Source organism: Pseudonocardia nantongensis, from assembly GCF_046546495.1.
Lineage (GTDB): Bacteria > Actinomycetota > Actinomycetes > Mycobacteriales > Pseudonocardiaceae > Pseudonocardia > Pseudonocardia nantongensis.
This window is the reverse complement of sequence record NZ_JBKGXT010000012.1, coordinates 55,751-72,058: the sequence shown is the minus strand read 5'-3', so window position 1 is coordinate 72,058 and position 16,308 is coordinate 55,751. Positions and strand designations below refer to the sequence as shown.

The 16,308-nt window shown below is 71.4% G+C and carries 13 protein-coding genes and 1 pseudogene; 9 read left to right on the top strand and 5 right to left on the bottom strand.

Annotated features, from left to right (window positions below):
- Positions 1-8: 8 nt before the first annotated feature.
- From ACLFMI_RS14620 to ACLFMI_RS14595, 6 genes are all read left to right on the top strand, one after another.
- Positions 9-1,526, top strand: a complete 1,518-nt coding sequence (locus ACLFMI_RS14620; RefSeq protein ID WP_410948389.1) for an IucA/IucC family siderophore biosynthesis protein — start codon at positions 9-11, stop codon at positions 1,524-1,526.
- Positions 1,527-1,594: 68 nt separating this feature from the next.
- Positions 1,595-2,794: an MFS transporter gene (locus ACLFMI_RS14615; protein WP_410948388.1), complete on the top strand. Its 1,200-nt coding sequence runs from the start codon at positions 1,595-1,597 to the stop codon at positions 2,792-2,794.
- A complete protein-coding gene (locus ACLFMI_RS14610; protein WP_410948387.1) occupies positions 2,791-4,392 on the top strand; it encodes an IucA/IucC family protein in 1,602 nt (533 codons plus the stop codon). The genes ACLFMI_RS14615 and ACLFMI_RS14610 overlap by 4 nt, the downstream gene beginning before the upstream one ends.
- Complete coding sequence (locus tag ACLFMI_RS14605) at positions 4,389-6,128, top strand: IucA/IucC family protein (RefSeq protein WP_410948386.1); 1,740 nt, start codon at positions 4,389-4,391, stop codon at positions 6,126-6,128. The genes ACLFMI_RS14610 and ACLFMI_RS14605 overlap by 4 nt, the downstream gene beginning before the upstream one ends.
- Positions 6,121-6,891 (top strand): HpcH/HpaI aldolase family protein, encoded by a 771-nt coding sequence (locus tag ACLFMI_RS14600; protein WP_410948385.1) that lies wholly within the window; start codon positions 6,121-6,123, stop codon positions 6,889-6,891. Before ACLFMI_RS14605 ends, ACLFMI_RS14600 begins: the two co-directional genes overlap by 8 nt.
- A complete protein-coding gene (locus ACLFMI_RS14595) occupies positions 6,884-8,065 on the top strand; it encodes a type III PLP-dependent enzyme (protein ID WP_410948384.1) in 1,182 nt (393 codons plus the stop codon). Before ACLFMI_RS14600 ends, ACLFMI_RS14595 begins: the two co-directional genes overlap by 8 nt.
- 20 nt (positions 8,066-8,085) lie before the next feature.
- On the opposite strand, the gene ACLFMI_RS14590 is transcribed toward ACLFMI_RS14595, so the two are convergent.
- A complete protein-coding gene (locus ACLFMI_RS14590; protein WP_410948383.1) occupies positions 8,086-8,985 on the bottom strand; it encodes an ornithine cyclodeaminase in 900 nt (299 codons plus the stop codon).
- 438 nt (positions 8,986-9,423) lie between these two features.
- Between ACLFMI_RS14590 and ACLFMI_RS14585 the strand changes: the two genes are divergently transcribed.
- Positions 9,424-9,642, top strand: a complete 219-nt coding sequence (locus tag ACLFMI_RS14585) for a hypothetical protein (protein WP_410948382.1) — start codon at positions 9,424-9,426, stop codon at positions 9,640-9,642.
- An 11-nt stretch (positions 9,643-9,653) separates the two neighbouring features.
- Here ACLFMI_RS14585 and ACLFMI_RS14580 read toward each other — a convergent pair whose 3' ends face one another.
- Positions 9,654-10,175: a hypothetical protein gene (locus ACLFMI_RS14580; protein WP_410948381.1), complete on the bottom strand. Its 522-nt coding sequence runs from the start codon at positions 10,173-10,175 to the stop codon at positions 9,654-9,656.
- Positions 10,176-10,412: 237 nt separating this feature from the next.
- Positions 10,413-11,273 carry a 3-oxoacyl-ACP reductase gene (locus tag ACLFMI_RS14575; RefSeq protein WP_410948380.1) on the bottom strand — a complete coding sequence of 287 codons (861 nt, stop codon included), beginning with the start codon at positions 11,271-11,273 and terminating at the stop codon, positions 10,413-10,415.
- 598 nt (positions 11,274-11,871) lie between these two features.
- Here ACLFMI_RS14575 and ACLFMI_RS14570 point away from each other — a divergent pair.
- A complete protein-coding gene (locus ACLFMI_RS14570; RefSeq protein ID WP_410948379.1) occupies positions 11,872-12,012 on the top strand; it encodes a hypothetical protein in 141 nt (46 codons plus the stop codon).
- Between the two features lie 1,095 nt (positions 12,013-13,107).
- Here the strand turns inward: ACLFMI_RS14570 and ACLFMI_RS14565 are convergent.
- Positions 13,108-13,206, bottom strand: a pseudogene (locus ACLFMI_RS14565) (transposase); the annotation flags it as partial.
- Between the two features lie 719 nt (positions 13,207-13,925).
- Entirely contained in the window at positions 13,926-14,897 is a 972-nt protein-coding gene (locus ACLFMI_RS14560) for an IS481 family transposase (protein ID WP_410948378.1), read from the bottom strand.
- A 135-nt stretch (positions 14,898-15,032) separates the two neighbouring features.
- On the opposite strand from ACLFMI_RS14560, the gene ACLFMI_RS14555 reads away from it, so the two are divergent.
- On the top strand, positions 15,033-16,067 hold the full coding sequence (locus tag ACLFMI_RS14555; RefSeq protein WP_410948377.1) for an SDR family NAD(P)-dependent oxidoreductase: 1,035 nt from the start codon (positions 15,033-15,035) through the stop codon (positions 16,065-16,067).
- The last annotated feature ends 241 nt before the right edge of the window (positions 16,068-16,308 follow it).

Sequence of the window (16,308 nt, the reverse complement as noted above, 5' to 3'; positions counted from 1 at the left end):
CGGACCGCGTGCTCGACCTGCTCGAGCCCGAGGGCTCCCGGCCGCACCGGGACGCGGTGCTGTCCGACCTGTGCACTGCTGTCCGGCACGCACATGTCGTGCGGGTCGGCTGGAACCGGCGTACCGACCGCGTACCGCGTCCGAGCAACCGGGACGGCGGTGGGGGCGCGATGCTGGCCGGAGAGCGGCTGGCCGCCACCCGGGGCCGGCCGTTCCATCCCACGGCACGAGCGGTCGGCGGGTGGACCGGCGAGGAGCTGGCCTCCTTCGGCCCGATGGCGGCCGAGCCGGTGCCGCTCGACTGGGTGGGCGTACGGCGCGACCACGTGCGCCAAGGTCCGGGCCCGCACGCCGGCCGGATCGCCGAGCTGGTGCTCGACCAGACCGGCGTCGCCAGTGTCACGGCGGCGCTGGCCGAGCGGTGTGGGAGCGGATACCTGGCGCTGCCGATACACCCGTTCGACGGCGAGCACGTGCTGCCGAAGGAGTTCGACGAGGAAATCCGGGCCGGGATCGTGGTGCCGCTTGGCCGCGCCGGGGAGGGACGCCCCACGGCGTCGCTACGCACGCTGGCCCTGCCCGGGTGCGTTCCCCGGCATCTGAAGCTGCCGCTGGGGGTGACCACACTCGGCGCGGCCCGGTTGCTGCCCCCGCGCCATCTCGACCACGGCGACCGGGCCGCCCGGGTGCTCTCTACCGTGCTGCACGCCGACCCCTGGTTGGCCTCGCGGGTTGCGATCGCGGACGAGGGGGACTGGGCCGGTTTCGCGGTGCCCGACGGTTCGGATGAGTTCGCCGACCGCCCGGGGCGGCTGGCCGCCCAGGTTCGGCACTACCCCGGATTGGGCGAGTGCCCACTACCGCTGGCCGCGCTCGCGGCAGCGGAGTGGGACGTACTGGGTCCGCTGCTCGGCGTCGACGATCGGGTGGGTGCCGAGAGGTTCTTGTCGGGGCTCACCGCCGACGTGCTCGCGGTCGGGTTCGGCTTCCTCGGGCACGGCGTGCTGCCGGAGATGCACGGCCAGAACGTGGTGGTCGCCTTCGACATCGGGGCCGACCGGCCGGCACGGGCGCGGCGTCTCGTCCTGCGCGACCACGACACGCTGCGTGTGCACCCGGACTGGGCCATCCCGGCCGGGACCCCCGACCCGGGCTACCGGATCGCCCCGGGCGCGGCCCAGTCCCTGGTGCTGGAGCGGCCCGAGCAGCTCGTCGGGTACCTGCAGACGCTGGTGGTGCAGGTGGCGCTTCGCGGAGTCGCGAGGGCCGTGGGCGAGCGGTTCGGGCTGCCCGAGGACGCGTGGTGGGGGCTGCTGCGCGAGCTGGTACCGGTCGTGCTGGACGCCGCGGACCTGCCGGCACCGATCCGGGACACGGTGAGCGAGCTCCTGCTGGCTGAGCCGACCTGGCCAGCCCGGGCGGTTCTCGGGCCACTGCTGGACCGCGGCCCATCTGGCGGCGTGAGCATGCCCGCGGGCACGGTGCCCGTGCCGAACCCGCTGCGCGCGGTGCGGCGGGCGTCGTGACACGCGGGTCGTCCGCCGTCCACAGCCCCTCGCCGAGTCCGCCGAGACGGACCTCCACCGCCCACCGGGTGATCTGGTTCGGCCAGTTCAGCGCCGTGGCCGGGCTGACCGTCGTGGTCCCGCTGCTGCCGTTCCAGCTGGCCGAGCTGGGCGCCGCGCCCGAGACGGTGCCGTGGTGGACCGCGGCGTGCCTGGCCGCGCCGGCGATCACCCAGATCGTGTCCGGCCCGCTGTGGGGCGCGCTCGGCGACCGCTGGGGGCGTAGGCAGATGGTGGTCCGGGCACACCTGGGTCTGGCAGCCGCGGTCGGGTTGATGGCGCTGGCTGACACTCCCGGCGAGTTCCTGCTCTCCCGGCTCGCACAGGGTGCGTTCGGCGGGGTGCTCGCGGCCACGGCGGCCTACGCCACCACGCTGAGCGAGCCGGACCGGCGCGGCCGGACGCTGGGGAACCTGTTCGCCGCGACCGCGGCCGGTTCCCTGATCGGACCGCTGATCGGCGGCGCCACAGCCGGGCTTCTCGGCTACGAGGTGGTGTTCACCGCCATCGCCGGGTTGCTCGTGTTGGCCGGGCTGCTCGCGCTGGTGCTGTTGCACGAGCCACCGTCGGAGCCGACCTCCGACGGTGACAGCAGGGGGCGGTTGGCCGAAGCGCGCTCCGGCCTGGCAACCCTGCTCCGGACCCCGGCCACGCTCCGGGTTCTGGGCGCGGGTCTGGCCGCGCAGGCGGGTGTGTTCGGACTGGTGGTCGTGTTCGCCCCGAAGGTGGCCTCGGTCGTCGACTCCTCGGTCGTGGCGACCACCTGGGTCGGAGTCCTGCAGGCGCTGACCTGGGCCGCGTCGCTGCCCGGTGCCCGGTTCTGGGGAGCCCGCAGCGATCGTCCCGGACCGCGAGGGCAGCGCGGTGCCGTGCGGGTCCTGCTGCCGGCCACTGCGGTCCTCGCGGTGACGGTCGTGCTGCAGGCGCTGCCCGCAGATCCCGCCCTGCTGGTGCCGCTACGGCTCGTGCAGGGGTTCTGCATCGCGGCTGTCATACCGGCCGTGCTGCATGTGGTGACCTCTACCGTCGCCGCGCACACCCGGGGCGCCGCGCTCGGGGTCGGCACCGCCGTGCTCGACCTCGGGCAGGTCCTCGGGCCTGCTGCCGCCGCGCTCGCGGCCACGCTGATCGGCAGCACCGCCGCGTTCGGCGTGATCGGCGCGATGTTCCTGGTTGCCGCGGGCCTCGCGGCAACCGCCCGCCGGACCGGTGCGGAGGTGACCGGATGACGACCGCCCCGTCGAACCCGCTGCAACCCCATGAACGGGCCGAGGTGACGTTCGTCGCAGCGGAGGCGGCCGCCCGCGAGCGACTGCTGCGTTGCCTGCTGCGCGAGAGCGGCACCGTGGTGACCGAACCGGGCCCGCTGCGGCTGCCGGTCCCGGGCCGGACACTGATCACCCAGGTGGCGGCACCCTCGCCCTCCGGGCACCACCGTTTCACCGGGCCGGTGTGCGACGAGCGAGGCAGCCCCGTCGCACACGACGACGTGGTCGTCGCCGTGTTGCGCGCGGCCGACGCCGGCGGCAGTGATCTGGCCGGGGTCGCCGGGCTGGCGCGGGAGGTCGACGACAGCGCGGCCCGCACCGCCCGTTACCTCGCCGGCGCCCGGGGCCGGTGGAGTGGACGCCCCTCCGAGCTCTCGGTCTTGCGCGGCCACCCCTTCCACCCCACGCCGAAGAGCGCGGTCGGTTTCACCGACGCGGACCTGGCCGCCTATGCACCGGAGCTGGCCGCGAAGTTCCGGCTCGAGCATGTCGCCGTGCACCCGCGGCTGTGTGCTGAGCGCCGGGTCGCGCCCGGGGACTGGGGGGTGGCTCCGGCTCCCGAGGACGGCTGGCCCGTGCTGCCGATGCACCCGTGGCAGGCCCGGTGGTTGGCCGCGGATCCGCATGGGGCTGCGCTGCTGGCCGAAGGGCGACTGAGACGGCTCGGTCCGCGTGACCCGGTGGTGACACCGACATCCTCGGTGCGCACGGTGGCCGCCCCCGGCGCACCTGCGGTGTGGAAACTCCCTCTCAGCGTGCGGATCACCCACTTCGTCCGAACCAATCCGGCCGAGCACGTCCGGCGCGCCCTGGATGCCAGCGCGCTGGTGGCCCGGGTCGAGCCGGCACGCGACCTCGATGGATTCGAAGTCCTGATCGAGACCGGTTTCCGTGGTGTCGACCCGGCCGCGGCCGGCGTCGAACTCGCGGACGGGCTGGCGGTGCTGTTCCGCGAGCCGCCTCCTACCGACCTGGCGGTCGTCGCGGGGCTCCTCGAGGAGGGACCGGCCGGGGAGGAACCGGCGTTGGCCGGACTTCTGCAGGCCGCCGGCGGGGGGCCGGCGCAGTGGCTGTGCCGGCACCTGACCGTCGCGACGATCCCGCTGCTGCGGGTGTTCGACCGGCACGGCATCGGGTTCGAGGCACACGTGCAGAACTCCCTGCTCGCTACCCACGACGGCTGGCCCGTCCGATTCGCGGTCCGCGACATGGAAGGCACCCACGTAACCCGGGACGGTACGGCCGCCGCGCTGCTGGAACCCGACTCGCCGCTGCTCTACGAGCGTGCGGAGGCCTGGCAACGGCTGCGCTACCACGTGATCACCAACCATCTCGCCCATCTCGTGGCCACCCTCGGCTGGCTCGGCCCGGAGTCCGAGCACGAACTATGGGCGGTCGTGGCCAGGGAACTCGCTGCTACCGGTACCCCTTCGGCCATGGCCTTGACCCGGGACCCGACGCTGCCGGCGAAAGCGAATCTGGCCAGCCGACTCGGCGGTCGCGGTGAGCGCCCGGACTACGTCCAGATCCCCAACCCGATCCAGGAGGCCGCCCGATGACCCTCGCCCCGCCGCCGGCCAACGCCGTCGCGGATGCCCTGCGTGCCGCCACCGCGGACGCCGTGCGCCAGCGGGTGCTCGCGCAGCTGGTGGCCTCGTTGATCGCCGAGGACGCGTTGCGAGCCGAGCGGGACGGGACGTCGTACACGGTGCACGGCACGGCGATCTATACCTTCACCGCGCGCGAGCACGGCTTCGGACGGGTCCGGCTGCACGGCCCCGTGCTCCGGGACGGCGAGCCGGCCCGCTCCCCGGCGCAGTTCCTGGACGAGGTGGGCGCGCTGCTCGACGCCGACGCCGACCGGCTTCCCGGCTTCGCCCGGGAGCTGGAGGAGACCGTCCTCAAGGACGCGCTCGGTCAGTACGCTCGCCCGCCTGGCCCGATCGACCCGGAGGCCGGGCACGACGCGCTGGAGGCGCTGGCCGGTGACGGGCACCGCTACCACCCGGCGTACAAGTCCCGGCTCGGGTTCGATGTCGAGGACCAGTTCGCCTACGGTCCGGAGTTCGCCCCCACCGTGCACCCGGTGTGGCTGGCCGTGGACGCCTCGATCGCGTCGGTCACACCGTCGGCGACCGCGCCGGTGGGCAGTGACCCGGCGGCATTGTGGTCGGCTCAGCTCGACGGGACAGGTTTGGTCCCGCCCCCCGGCACGGTGCCGATCCCGGTTCATCCCTGGCAGTGGCGGACGGTCGTCGCTCGCGCGTTCGCCCCGGAGCTCGCCTCGGGCGCGATCCGGGTCCTCGGCCGGGACGGCCACGACTACCGGCCACAGGCCTCGATCCGCACGCTGGCCTGCCTGGACGCGCCGACGCTGCCGTCCCCGAAGCTCTCCCTGTCGATCACCAACACGTCCACGGCGCGGGGGCTGGCGCCCTACACGGTGCGCAACGCTGCCCGGATCTCGGACTGGCTGGCCGGGCTGGTCGCCGACGATCCGCTGCTGCACGACGAGGCCCGCGTGATCGTCCTGCGCGAGGTGCTGGGGGTCTCGGTGGGCGAGGGTGCGGGCCCTCTGGAGCGGGACCGAGAAGGCGCCCTCTCCGTGATCTGGCGGGAGAGCCTGCACACCCACCTGGAGCCCGGCGAGCACGCCGTTCCATTCCCCGGGCTGGCCGCCCGATCCCGGGAGGGCGTGCCACTGATCGACCCGTGGATCCGAAAACGCGGGGCCCGTACCTGGGTGCGCGAGCTTGCCGACGCTGCGGTGGTGCCGCTGGTGCATCTGCTGGTTCGGCATGGTGTCGCCCTGGAATCGCACGCGCAGAACATGCTACTGGTACATATCGGCGGTCGGCCCGTCCGAGTAGCTCTGAAGGACTTCCACGACGGTGTGCGCTTCTGCCGGGCCGAGCTGGCCGACCCGGGTGTCTGCCCTTCGCTGGAGGCGCCGCCCGCCCACCACGGCAACGCGAACTCGTTCATCGAGACCGACGATCTCGACGCGGTCACCGGCTTCCTCCTGGACGCCCTGTGCTTCGTAAACCTCACCGACGCCGCGCACTTGCTGGAGGAGCAGTACGGCCTGGCCGAGGAGGCGTTCTGGGTGGAGGTGGTCAGCGCGATCCGGGCCCACGCCGCGCGGGATGGTGAGTTCGCCGACGGGCTCGCCCGCTTCGATGTGTTCGCCCCGACCCTGGAGGTGGAGAAACTGACCTCAAGGCGGTTGCACCCGGACACTGGACTGCGGGTTCGCACCGTGCCGAACGAGTGGGCGGTGGCCGGTCGTGCGTGAGGCACTGCGCGCCCGCCGGGCGGTGTACGGACTCTTCGCGGCGCTGCCCTCGCCGTCACTGGTCGAGATGGTCGGTGCGGCCGGCTACGACTTCGCGATCCTCGACGCCGAGCACGCGCTGGTCGACGCCCAGACGTTGCAGCACATGATCCGGGCCGCGGAGGCATTCGGGATCGCGCCGCTCGTACGCGTGCCCGAGAGAGATACCGGGATGATCCTGCGGGTACTCGACGCCGGTGCGCACGGCGTCGTCGTCCCACACGTGCGCCGCCCGCAGGACGTCGAGGACGCGGTCGCGGCCGCCCGTTACGCCCCGGAAGGGATGCGGTCTCTGGGCAGCGGCCGCAACGTCGGCTACGGCCGTAACGAACTGCGCGAGTACGTGACCGCGGCGAACGCCCGGACGCTGGTCGTGCCGATGATCGAGGACGCCGAGGCCGTCGAGCGGATCGACGAGATCGTCGCGGTGCCGGGGACGGACATGGTGCTGGAGGGCGCCGCGGACCTGTCGCAGTCGCTCGGAGTTACCTGGCAGACCCGGCACCCCGACGTGCTGGCCGCGGTGTCGAAGGTGGCCGCGGCCTGCACGCGGGCCGGGGTGCCGTTCTGCGCGATCCCGCGGGTGCCTTCCGACCACGCGGCCTGGTACGCCGCCGGGGTCCGCGCGTTCGTCCTCGGCGAGGAACGTGGCGTCGCGGCCCGAGCGCTGCGGGCCCACCTGGCCGCACACCGCGACAACGGATCGGAGGTTGACCGTGCGTGACGTCTCCTCCTGGGTGCACCAGCGAACCAGGGACGGCGAGCCGGTCTGCTTCTACGCCCACGACCTCGCCGCTCTGCGCGCACACGTGCGGTCGGTCGTCGAGGCCCTGCCGGAGCCCTGCCGGATGTTCTACGCGGCCAAGGCCAACACAGGGGCTCCGCTGCTGGCGGCACTCGGGTCGGAGGTGGCCGGGTTCGAGGTGGCCTCCGGCGGCGAACTGGCCAAGGTTCGTGCCGCCGCGCCCGGCTCGCCCGTGGTCATGGGCGGACCGATTCCCACGCCGTCCGAAATCGACGCCGGGCTGGCGGCCGGGGTACTGCGCTTTCATGTCGAGAGCCTGCTCGGACTGCACCGGATCTCCCGGGCGGCCACCGCGGCCGGGGTCACCGCACAGGTGCTGCTGCGGGTGAACCTGGCCGGGCCGTTCCCCGCCGCGACGCTTGCGATGGCCGGCCGACCCACCCAGTTCGGGATCGACGAGGCCGACCTGCCCGACGTCATACGGGCCGCGCTCACCCTGCCCGGGATCCACCTGGCCGGGTTTCATCTGCACTCGCTGTCGAACAACCTCTCTGCCGAGACGCACCTGACAATGCTCGAGCTCTACCGAGACACCGTCCTGGCCTGGGAGCAGCGGTTCGGGCTGCGTGTCACGACGGTCGACGTCGGCGGCGGCGTCGGGGTCGACTACGGCGACCTGGATCGGCCCTTCGACTGGGCCACGTTCACCGCGAGGCTGCGCGACTGGGTGGACACGCTGCCCGACCACTGGGAGGAGATCGACTTCGAGTGCGGGCGGTTCCTGGTCGCGGAGTGCGCCGCCTACGCAGTCGAGGTGCTCGACGTCAAGCACACGCACGGACGCGCGTACGCCCTAGTCCGCGGAGGCACCCACCAGTTCCGGTTACCGTCGTCCTGGCAGCACAGCCACCCGTTCGACGTGGTGCCGGTCGAGCACTGGGATCCGACGCTACCTCGGCCGGAGGCGGCAGCGGAGGAGGTGACCGTGTGCGGGGAGCTCTGCACCCCGAAGGACGTCCTCGCGGTCGAGTATGTCACCCGCATCCGGGCGGGTGACGTACTCGTATTCCGAGCGGCCGGGGCGTACGGATGGGAGATCTCGCACCACGACTTCCTCAGCCACCCGCACCCCGAACAGCTGTGGATCGGGTGAATCGCGGTCGCCGACCGGTTCTACAGACGGAGCAGGGTCCCGATGCCGTCCCGCTCGGCGACGTCGCGCACCGCGGCCGCCATCCCGACGTCCAGTACCCCCATACCGAACGGGTTGCTGAGCACGATGTCGGTGTCCGCTCGGCGACCCGTGCGCGTGCCGGTGACGATGTCGGAGAGTGCGGCGTCCACCCGCCGGCCCGCGTCCGGGGTTCCGGCGACGTGCTGGCCGTCCGGGCCGGTCACGTCACCGGAGCGGTAGAGCCGCCCGAGGACGCGCCGGTCGTCGGCCGCGACGAGCTCCCAGTCGTCGACCACCAGGAGGTCGGCCTGTGTCACGACGTCGGGAAGCACGTCGTCCAGCGACACATGGGCGACCAGCGCACCCGGGGCGAGCCAGTCGTGGCCGATGTAGCCGGTGGTGGTCGTCGTCGTGCACAGCACCAGGCCCGCACCCTGCACCGCTGTGCGCGCATCCTCCACCGGACGGACCGTCAGTGTGGCCGCCGGGTCGGACCACTCGTCGGCCAGTGCCCGGGCCCGGTTCGGATCCAGGTCGTACACCACGACCTCGGCACCGGGCAGCTCCGCGGCGAGCAGCCGCAGGTGCGCAGCGGCCAGCGCGCCGCACCCGAGCAACCCGATCCGATCGGTCCCCGGAGCCGCCAGCATGCGGGTCGAGAGCACCGTGTACGCCGCGGTCCGGGTCGCCGAGAGCCACGCCGCCTCCATCATCGCCGTCGGCCGGGCGGTGTCCGGGTCGAACAGGAACGTCAGCCCCTGGGCTCGCGGGAGTCCACGGCCGGGGTTCTCCAGGCTCGAGTTGATCAGCTTGAGGCCGATCGCAGGGCTTTCGCCCCAGACCGCTCCGGGGAGGGCCAGACTTCGGGCGAAGGCCCCGCCCTCGGTGTGCCACGGCAAGTAGGCCTCATCAGGCAGGGTCGTGGCACCACGGGCGTGGTGAAGCAGGGTGTCGTGCACCACGGCAACAGGGTCGATCCCCGTCGCGGCGTGACGGACTTCGTCATGTCCCAACACTCGAAGGGGAGGCTCGCCGATCATGTCTCGGCACCTTGCCAGCGCGCAGTCGCTATAGGAAGGCTAACCTAAAAAGTGACGTCGGGGTCACTCGTGCGGGCTGCTCGAGTTGATCACGCAGTACCTCCGCTGCCGGGCGGTCCGATGAGACGGCCCCGTCCGCAGTGCCCACCACGTAGTCCCGACGGCGTCAGCTGGTCGCCGACGGGCCGAGGTGGACGAGGGCAGTGGCGCCCACTTGCTGAACCCTTCGGAGTTCACCGTGACCCGGAAGATCGTCAACTCTGCATCGTCGGGCGAGTTGCTACGCGTCTGCACTCCATGATCGACAAGATGGCGCCGCTTGAGCACGAACAGAACTACGACGTTGACCAGTCAGCCTGCCCCGACCTCGAGAGAATCCAGCCTCCACTGGGTACGGGGTGCTTCAAATTTTTTGAGACCGGCTGGAGCTACACCTCAGAGGAGAGGACTGTACCTGTGCTGGAGAGGAGATCAGGTGTTCTGGCGTTCCGTGACACCATCGTTTCGCTGCGATGAGGAGCGCCGGTTCAGAGATTGGGGTGGCCGAGCACGTCGAACTCGTTGGACCGCTCTGTCGATCGGCGAACGCGTTGAACAGGTCCGTGTGAGCTCAGGTTCGCCAGAACCACCTCGACACGATCGAGAATGACCCTTCGGCAGGTGTCGTCGACCCGGCGCGGTTCGATGGTTACCGTGCCCAGTAGTCCGCTGGCTGATCCGAACCACTCCTCGGACCATACGACTAGGAGTCCGCGCTCACCGTCCGGTAGATCGTCGCGGACGGTGCGATGGTCAATGCCGAATGTATTCAGTACCAGATCGTCCACCAGAGCGTTGCGGATCTGCTCATGAATAGTCGCATCTAGGCTGTTCACGCCGTCCCTTTCGTCGTCTGTAAGCGGTTGCCTCAGGATGACGCTAGGCAGCGGTTTGGTAGCGCCACAACATACGATGGTCAACAGTCGGTAGAACATTTTGTGCGGTCTGATGCGGCGTGTAGAAGGTGCTGACGACCCCGATCCGGTGGTGGCGCGGGCCAGCGCCACCACCGTGCGTGGTTCGAGGTGCCAGTTCGGGCCGTCGGCGACCGAGGTGCCGCCGATCGAGCGCCCGTCGGCGAATAGACCGCATCGAGCAAGCTACGCTCGGCGGTGCGGGCGACCCTCTCGTAGTAGCTGCTGTCGCCGAGTCGCTCGACCGTCGGACCGGGTGAGCCCCAGGCCGCGCTGTGATGTCCGCAGCCGCGGATGAACAGGTTGCGGTGAGCCATGGCTGCCGGCTCCTGGTCAGCCTTTCACCAGGCCGCCGTCGACGATCAGGTTCTGCCCGGTCACTGCCCGTGCCCAGGGGGAGGCGAAGAAGAGCACGGCGTCGGCGAGTTCGGCGGGGGTGGTGACGTGACCGAGCGGTGTGCCTTCGGCGATGGTGTCGAAGACCGCTTCGGGAGTGGCGGCGCTGGCGTCGGTGGTGCGCAGCAGACCGCCGGAGACCATGTTGACGGTGACGCCGGACGGCCCGAGGTCGTGGGCGAAGGTGCGGGTCAGCGCGAGCAGGGCGGCCTTGGCCGCGGTGTAGTCGTGGTAGGGCACGACCGGGTGCTGCACCAGGTTGCTGCCGATGTTGACGATGCGACCGAACCCGCGTCCGGTCATTCCCGGCATCGCCGCCTGGATCAAGAACAGCGGACCGTACACCGACCCGGTGAACTGGGAGGTGAGTCGGGCTGGGTCGAGTTCGTGGGCCTTCGGTCGTGCGTCGCTGGCGAAGGCGAAATCGACCAGGGCGTTGTTGACCACCGTGGTGATGGGCTCGCCGAAATGCTCGGAGGCGGTGTTGACGCCCTGTCGTACCTGGTCCGGGGCGGTGACGTCGAGCGGTACTGCGAATCCGCGGCCGGGGTACTCGGCGGCGAGCACTTCGGCGGTGTCACGGCTGCGGTAATAGCCGATCGCGACGCGGGCTCCCTGGTCGAGGAAGGCTCGGCTGATGGCGGCGCCGAGGCCGCGGCCCCCTCCGCTGACCACGACCACCTGGTCGGTCAGCGCGACCGCGGTCGGTTCCCCGGCGGCGGTGATCGGGTCGTGCGGTGCAGTGTCGGTCATGCGTCGTGCCTCCCGTGCTGGGCGAGGGCATACCGCACGGTGCACGCGGACGAGCCGGCGTTGCGCCGTGGCGCCCGCTCGGACACCACCGGATCCGGTTCCTCGGCCACCCGGCCAGTCTGCGGGATCGACGCGCTCGGCGTCACGGTCATCGTCATCGCGGGCAGTCTCCCTTCCCCACCCTCGGGGACATTGATCAGGTCCAGATCGGTGACTCACCGAAGGCTGACAGAGGGCCGAGGTAGCCGCATCGCCACTCGCGGCGATGCCCTACGACCTGCGCCATGCGTGCGTGTCCACCTGCGCAGCAGGAGGCTCGACCTGGCCATCGCCACGGCACGCTCGAGGTGGAGGAGCTGCGCCGGTTCCTCGATACCGCGGTGCCCGACGGCTTCCGGCCGGAGCGGCCCGGATCCGGTGCCGTGTGAGGATGGCCCTCCCGGGGTAGCCGGTCGCGGTGGACCCCTCGTTGACGTTCGTCGGGACCGCGACCACGGTGCTGCGGCTGGGTCGCTTCCGGTTTCTGACCGACCCCAACTTCCTGCACCGCGGGCAGCGCGCCCGGCTCGGCTGAGGCCTGTCCTCGCGCCGGCGTGCTGACGCCGCCGTCGACATCGATGGCCTGCTGCCGCTTGACGCTGTGTTGCTGTCGCATCTGCACGGCGACCACTTCGAGGCGTTCGCGTTCCTGTCGGATGGTTCCCAGCGCCTCAACCGCAAGATCCGCGATCTCGCCGACGCCATCGTCGCCGCCGGTGATCTGCCGAGACCGGCCGCTCACTGAGCCGGTGCCCGGCGGGCGGACGCAGCGGCTGATTTCCCAACCGCTGCGACCTTGACCTACCCCGTGCCCGGGACCCCAGGTGCATTCCGGTTACGAACGGCTGCTCGACAGGCCCGCGAATGGGTCCGGACCAGTGCCCGCTGGGCCGGCACCGGATTGATCAGCGGGCCCGAGCCTGCACTACAAGCGTGCTCGTAGAACCCGTACAACACGCTGAGCTGGTGATTGATCGTGCGGACCGTGTTGTGGCGGCCGGGCACCGTCATGCCGGTGGCCGGGTTGACCGAGCCGGGCGCCGGGGTTCCTGGGCGTGGACGGAGTCGCTGCGGCTTCGGTGTCTGGCGCAGGTACTCGACGAACTCGGGCACGTCGCTGCGCTCGGCCAGTTTCAGGCCACGACCGGGCACGCAGGAGCGGAACCAAACCAGCGGCGCCGGGCAAGCCACCGATGGGTCGCCTACCGACGGCCAGGTCGCTGAAAGTTCACGGAGGTCCGAGTCACACCCGGATTGATACCCAACAGTAACCTTTACGCTCCGCCGGATGGGTTCAACCTTGCTCAAGATCGTTACTGAGCGTGCGCGGATTGTCGGAGTCGCGGGTGCTACTGGTGCGTTGGCCGGAGTCTTCGCCTACTGGCGGCGGTCGGTCGACCGCCGTCGAGCCCAAGCGGGAAATGTCGCCCTTCGGAGCGCTTCGGTCGACAGTGGTGGAGACAAGGCGGCGCTGTATGTGACGAATCATGGCAACGAACCGGTCCGGGTGACGGCGCTCGACGGGTCGATCGATCTTCATGCGACGCGTTCGTGGCGACGGGCCTGGCTGCGCCCTCACGTGTCGCTGCGACTCACGCACCCGGTCCGTGTCGGGCGGACCCTGTGGCCTGGCGGGAGCGACGTCGTGACCGCTATCCCGTTCGGTGAAACCCCCGCCCTCCACATCTCTGACTCGGCCGGGCGGCAGTGGCTGCGATCCTCGTCGGGCGACCTCTGCCAGGTCGACCGCATGCATGTGCACCGGGACGGGCAGAACGAGGCCTGGACGGACCGACCCGTGTTCACTCGTCCCTGCGCCGCTGGATGAAAGCGGGGTTGGGTCCGGGAAGTACGATCCGGAGTTCAGCTTGGGGATCGCGACGTCCAGGGTGCCGGTGCGGGTGTCGAAGTCGCGGTGCCGGTAGCCGCCCAAGCTGGTTCACCCGCCCCGGGTCGTGCGGCGGTAGTCGCGCTGCTGGACCGGCCTCGACGCATTTGGCGCCTTCCCGGTTGCGGGCCTGCTCCCCGCGCGACGCCGCAACGGGGAGGTTGTCCCCGCCCGACCCGTGTGCTCCCGTGCTGGTCGACAGCGGCGGGTCTGGCCGCGGCCACATTGGTGCTGGCCACGACCCGGACATGCCCACGAGCTCACCGGCGTGCAGATCGGGCGGTATGTGTTGTAGCCCGTAGTCAGGTGCGGGGGCCGATCAGAGGCGGCTGACGTTCTGCTCGTTGAATTGGAGGCCGTCTGTCGACCCCCTGCCCGAGGGTGCGGGCCTCGACACGGTCGTGGTAGGCGGTGGGAGCCGGTGCAGCGGTCGGCAGCGGCACCGCCCCCGAGGTAGAGACCACAACTCCGCAGAGTCCTGCAAGCACATGCGGGACCGCAGCCATCCCCGCCGTGGTGCGGTATCGGGCGGGCGTGCCGGCCTGCGCTGGGGCTACTTCGTGCGGGGTCGCTACAAGACTGGTTGTCCCGCGAGCCTTCCCGGAACGTATCGGCCGAACACCCGGGCCAGCGGCGGGCAGTCCGGGCACTGTCCCGGCGACCCCACACACATCCGGCCCCTCCCTTGCGATCTTGAGTGGCTGTGAGTGCTGGTCCTGCAGCTGACCGGCGTGATATCGCCGCGCATATCTGCTAAGTGTCGTGACCCATCACGTTGTCGACAGGGCGAGTCGGCTGGCTGGTGGTCGGCCGCCGAGTGCGGAGTGGGCTCGTTCAGTGTTGTAGTGCCGGGTCCATTCGTCGAGTGCGGCGAGGCGGTCGGCGTTGCTGGTCCAGGGGCGGGCGTAGGCGAACTCGGTGAGCAGGGTGCGGTTGAGCCGCTCGGCCTTGCCGTTCGTCCAGGGGCATCCAGGACGGGTGAACCGGCGACGGATTCCGAGGCCGGCGCAGACCGCGGTCCAGGTCCCGCCGTGCCGGTAGGCCATGGCGTTGTCAGTCAGGACTCGTTCGATGCGGATCCCGTGCTGGTGAAACCAGGTCGCGGCGCGGTGCAGGAACTGTGCGCAGGTGGGGTCGCGTTCGTCGGGCAGGGCCTCGATGTAGGCCACCCGGGAGTGGTCATCGACGGCGACATGGAGGAAGTCGTAGCCGGTCGGGGTCTTCTTGTGCCGGTGAGCGACCGTGGCACCGCGGCCGAGCAGGCGCCACCCGCCGCCGTCGGGGATCCGTCCGAGTTTCTTCACGTCGATGTGGAGTAGCTCGCCGGGCCGCGAGCGCTCGTAGCGGCGCCCACCTCGCCGACGGCGGACCGCGACCCCGGTGATCGGGTCGGTCGCCGACAACGCGGGGACGTTGTGCCGGGCCAGGATCCGGCCCACGGTCGAGGCCACGAGCCCGAGCTCCCCGGCCAGGAACACCGGCCCCCGGTGACGAGTGCGTCGCAACGCCAGCACCTGGGTCTCCACCGTCGTACTGGTGCGGGTCGGGCTGCGACGAGGTCGCGAGGATCGATCGGCCAACCCGGCCCAGCCCTCGCCGCGGTGGCGGCGGATCCACTTGTAGACCGTGGCCCGCGAGATCCCGAGTTGCTCGGCGATGCGAGCGGCCGGCCACCCAGCCAGGAACCGTTCGACCAGCAGGCGGCGGGCATACGGGGTCAGACGGGCATTACGGTGCGCCATCGAGGGCCTCCGGTGTTGCGGGCGAGTGCGTCAGACACACCCACCCGCACCGGAGGCTCTCCCCGATCAAGGCGACACGCCGCCGTCAACAACCTCCGGGGTCACAACAGCTAAGCGGGCGGGCACCCCGGGGGCATGACCGATCCGCACGACAGCACGGGCCACGCGCCCGGGCGCGGTCCCTCAGACGACCGGCAGGCCGACGCCGGGGGCCAGGCGGTGTCCCGGCCGGTCGCGCTGGTCACCGGGGCCAGCCGCGGTCTGGGTTTCCTGCTCGCCCGCGAGCTCGGTGACCGCGGATACGACGTGGTGATCTGCGCCCGCAGCGGGGACAGTATGGCGGCGGCTCGCGACGACCTGACCCGGCGGGGCACCGACGTCCTGGCCGTCGAGGCCGACGTCGGCGACGCCGCGGACGCGCAGCGGCTCGTCGAAGAGACCGAGCGCCGTTTCGGCCAGCTCGACCTGCTGGTGACCAACGCCGGCGTGATCCAGGTCGGGCCCGCGACCCAGATGCGGGCCGAGGACTACGCGCAGGCGATGGACGTCATGTTCTGGGGGGTCCTGCACACGGTGAACGCCGCGCTGCCACTGCTGCAGCGCCGGCGCGGCCGGGTGCTCGCGGTGACCTCCATCGGCGGGAAGCTGCCGACCCCGCACCTGCTGCCCTACGCCGCAGCCAAGCACGCCGCCGTCGGCTACGCCGAGGGGCTGCGGGTGGAGGCCGCCCGGCTCGGCATCGGGGTCACCGTGGCCGTCCCTGGGCTGATGCGGACCGGATCGACGCGCAACGCCCTGTTCACCGGCGACTGGGCGGCGGAGCGCCGCTGGTTCACTCTCGCCGCGAGCACACCCCTGCTGTCAATGGACGCCGAGCGAGCCGCCCGTCGGCTGATCGCGGCCACATTGCGCGGCCGGCCGGAGGTGAGCCTCACGCCGGCGGCAAAGATCGGAGTGCGGGCACACGCGCTGGCGCCCGGGCTCACGCTACGCGCCGCGGCCACGGTCGAGCGGCTGCTGCCCCGACCGTCCGCAGCGATCGGGGACGAGCGGTCCGGACCCCCGCTGCCCGGGCACACGACCGGCCGACAGCCGGGCTGGTTTCACCGCCTCACCCGCCTCGACCGCGACGCCGCCCACCGCTGGCACGAACTCGACGACCCCGCCTGACCCACGGCGCGGTCCTGCGGCGCTTCCACGCCCGCCGGGCTCACCCCCAGCAGCGCAACCCGGCCGCAACGGTGCGGTCTGGTCAGGTGATCCCCGCCCTCGCCGACAACCCTGCCTCACGCGCCCGCGACGGAGTTGAGCTTGTCGCGTGGCGTCCGGAGGTCTACCGGACCGGTGGCAGCGCCTGGCGCAAGGTTAACGCGGTCGACTGACCCGATGTGCTGCCGCTAGTGTCGCGCCG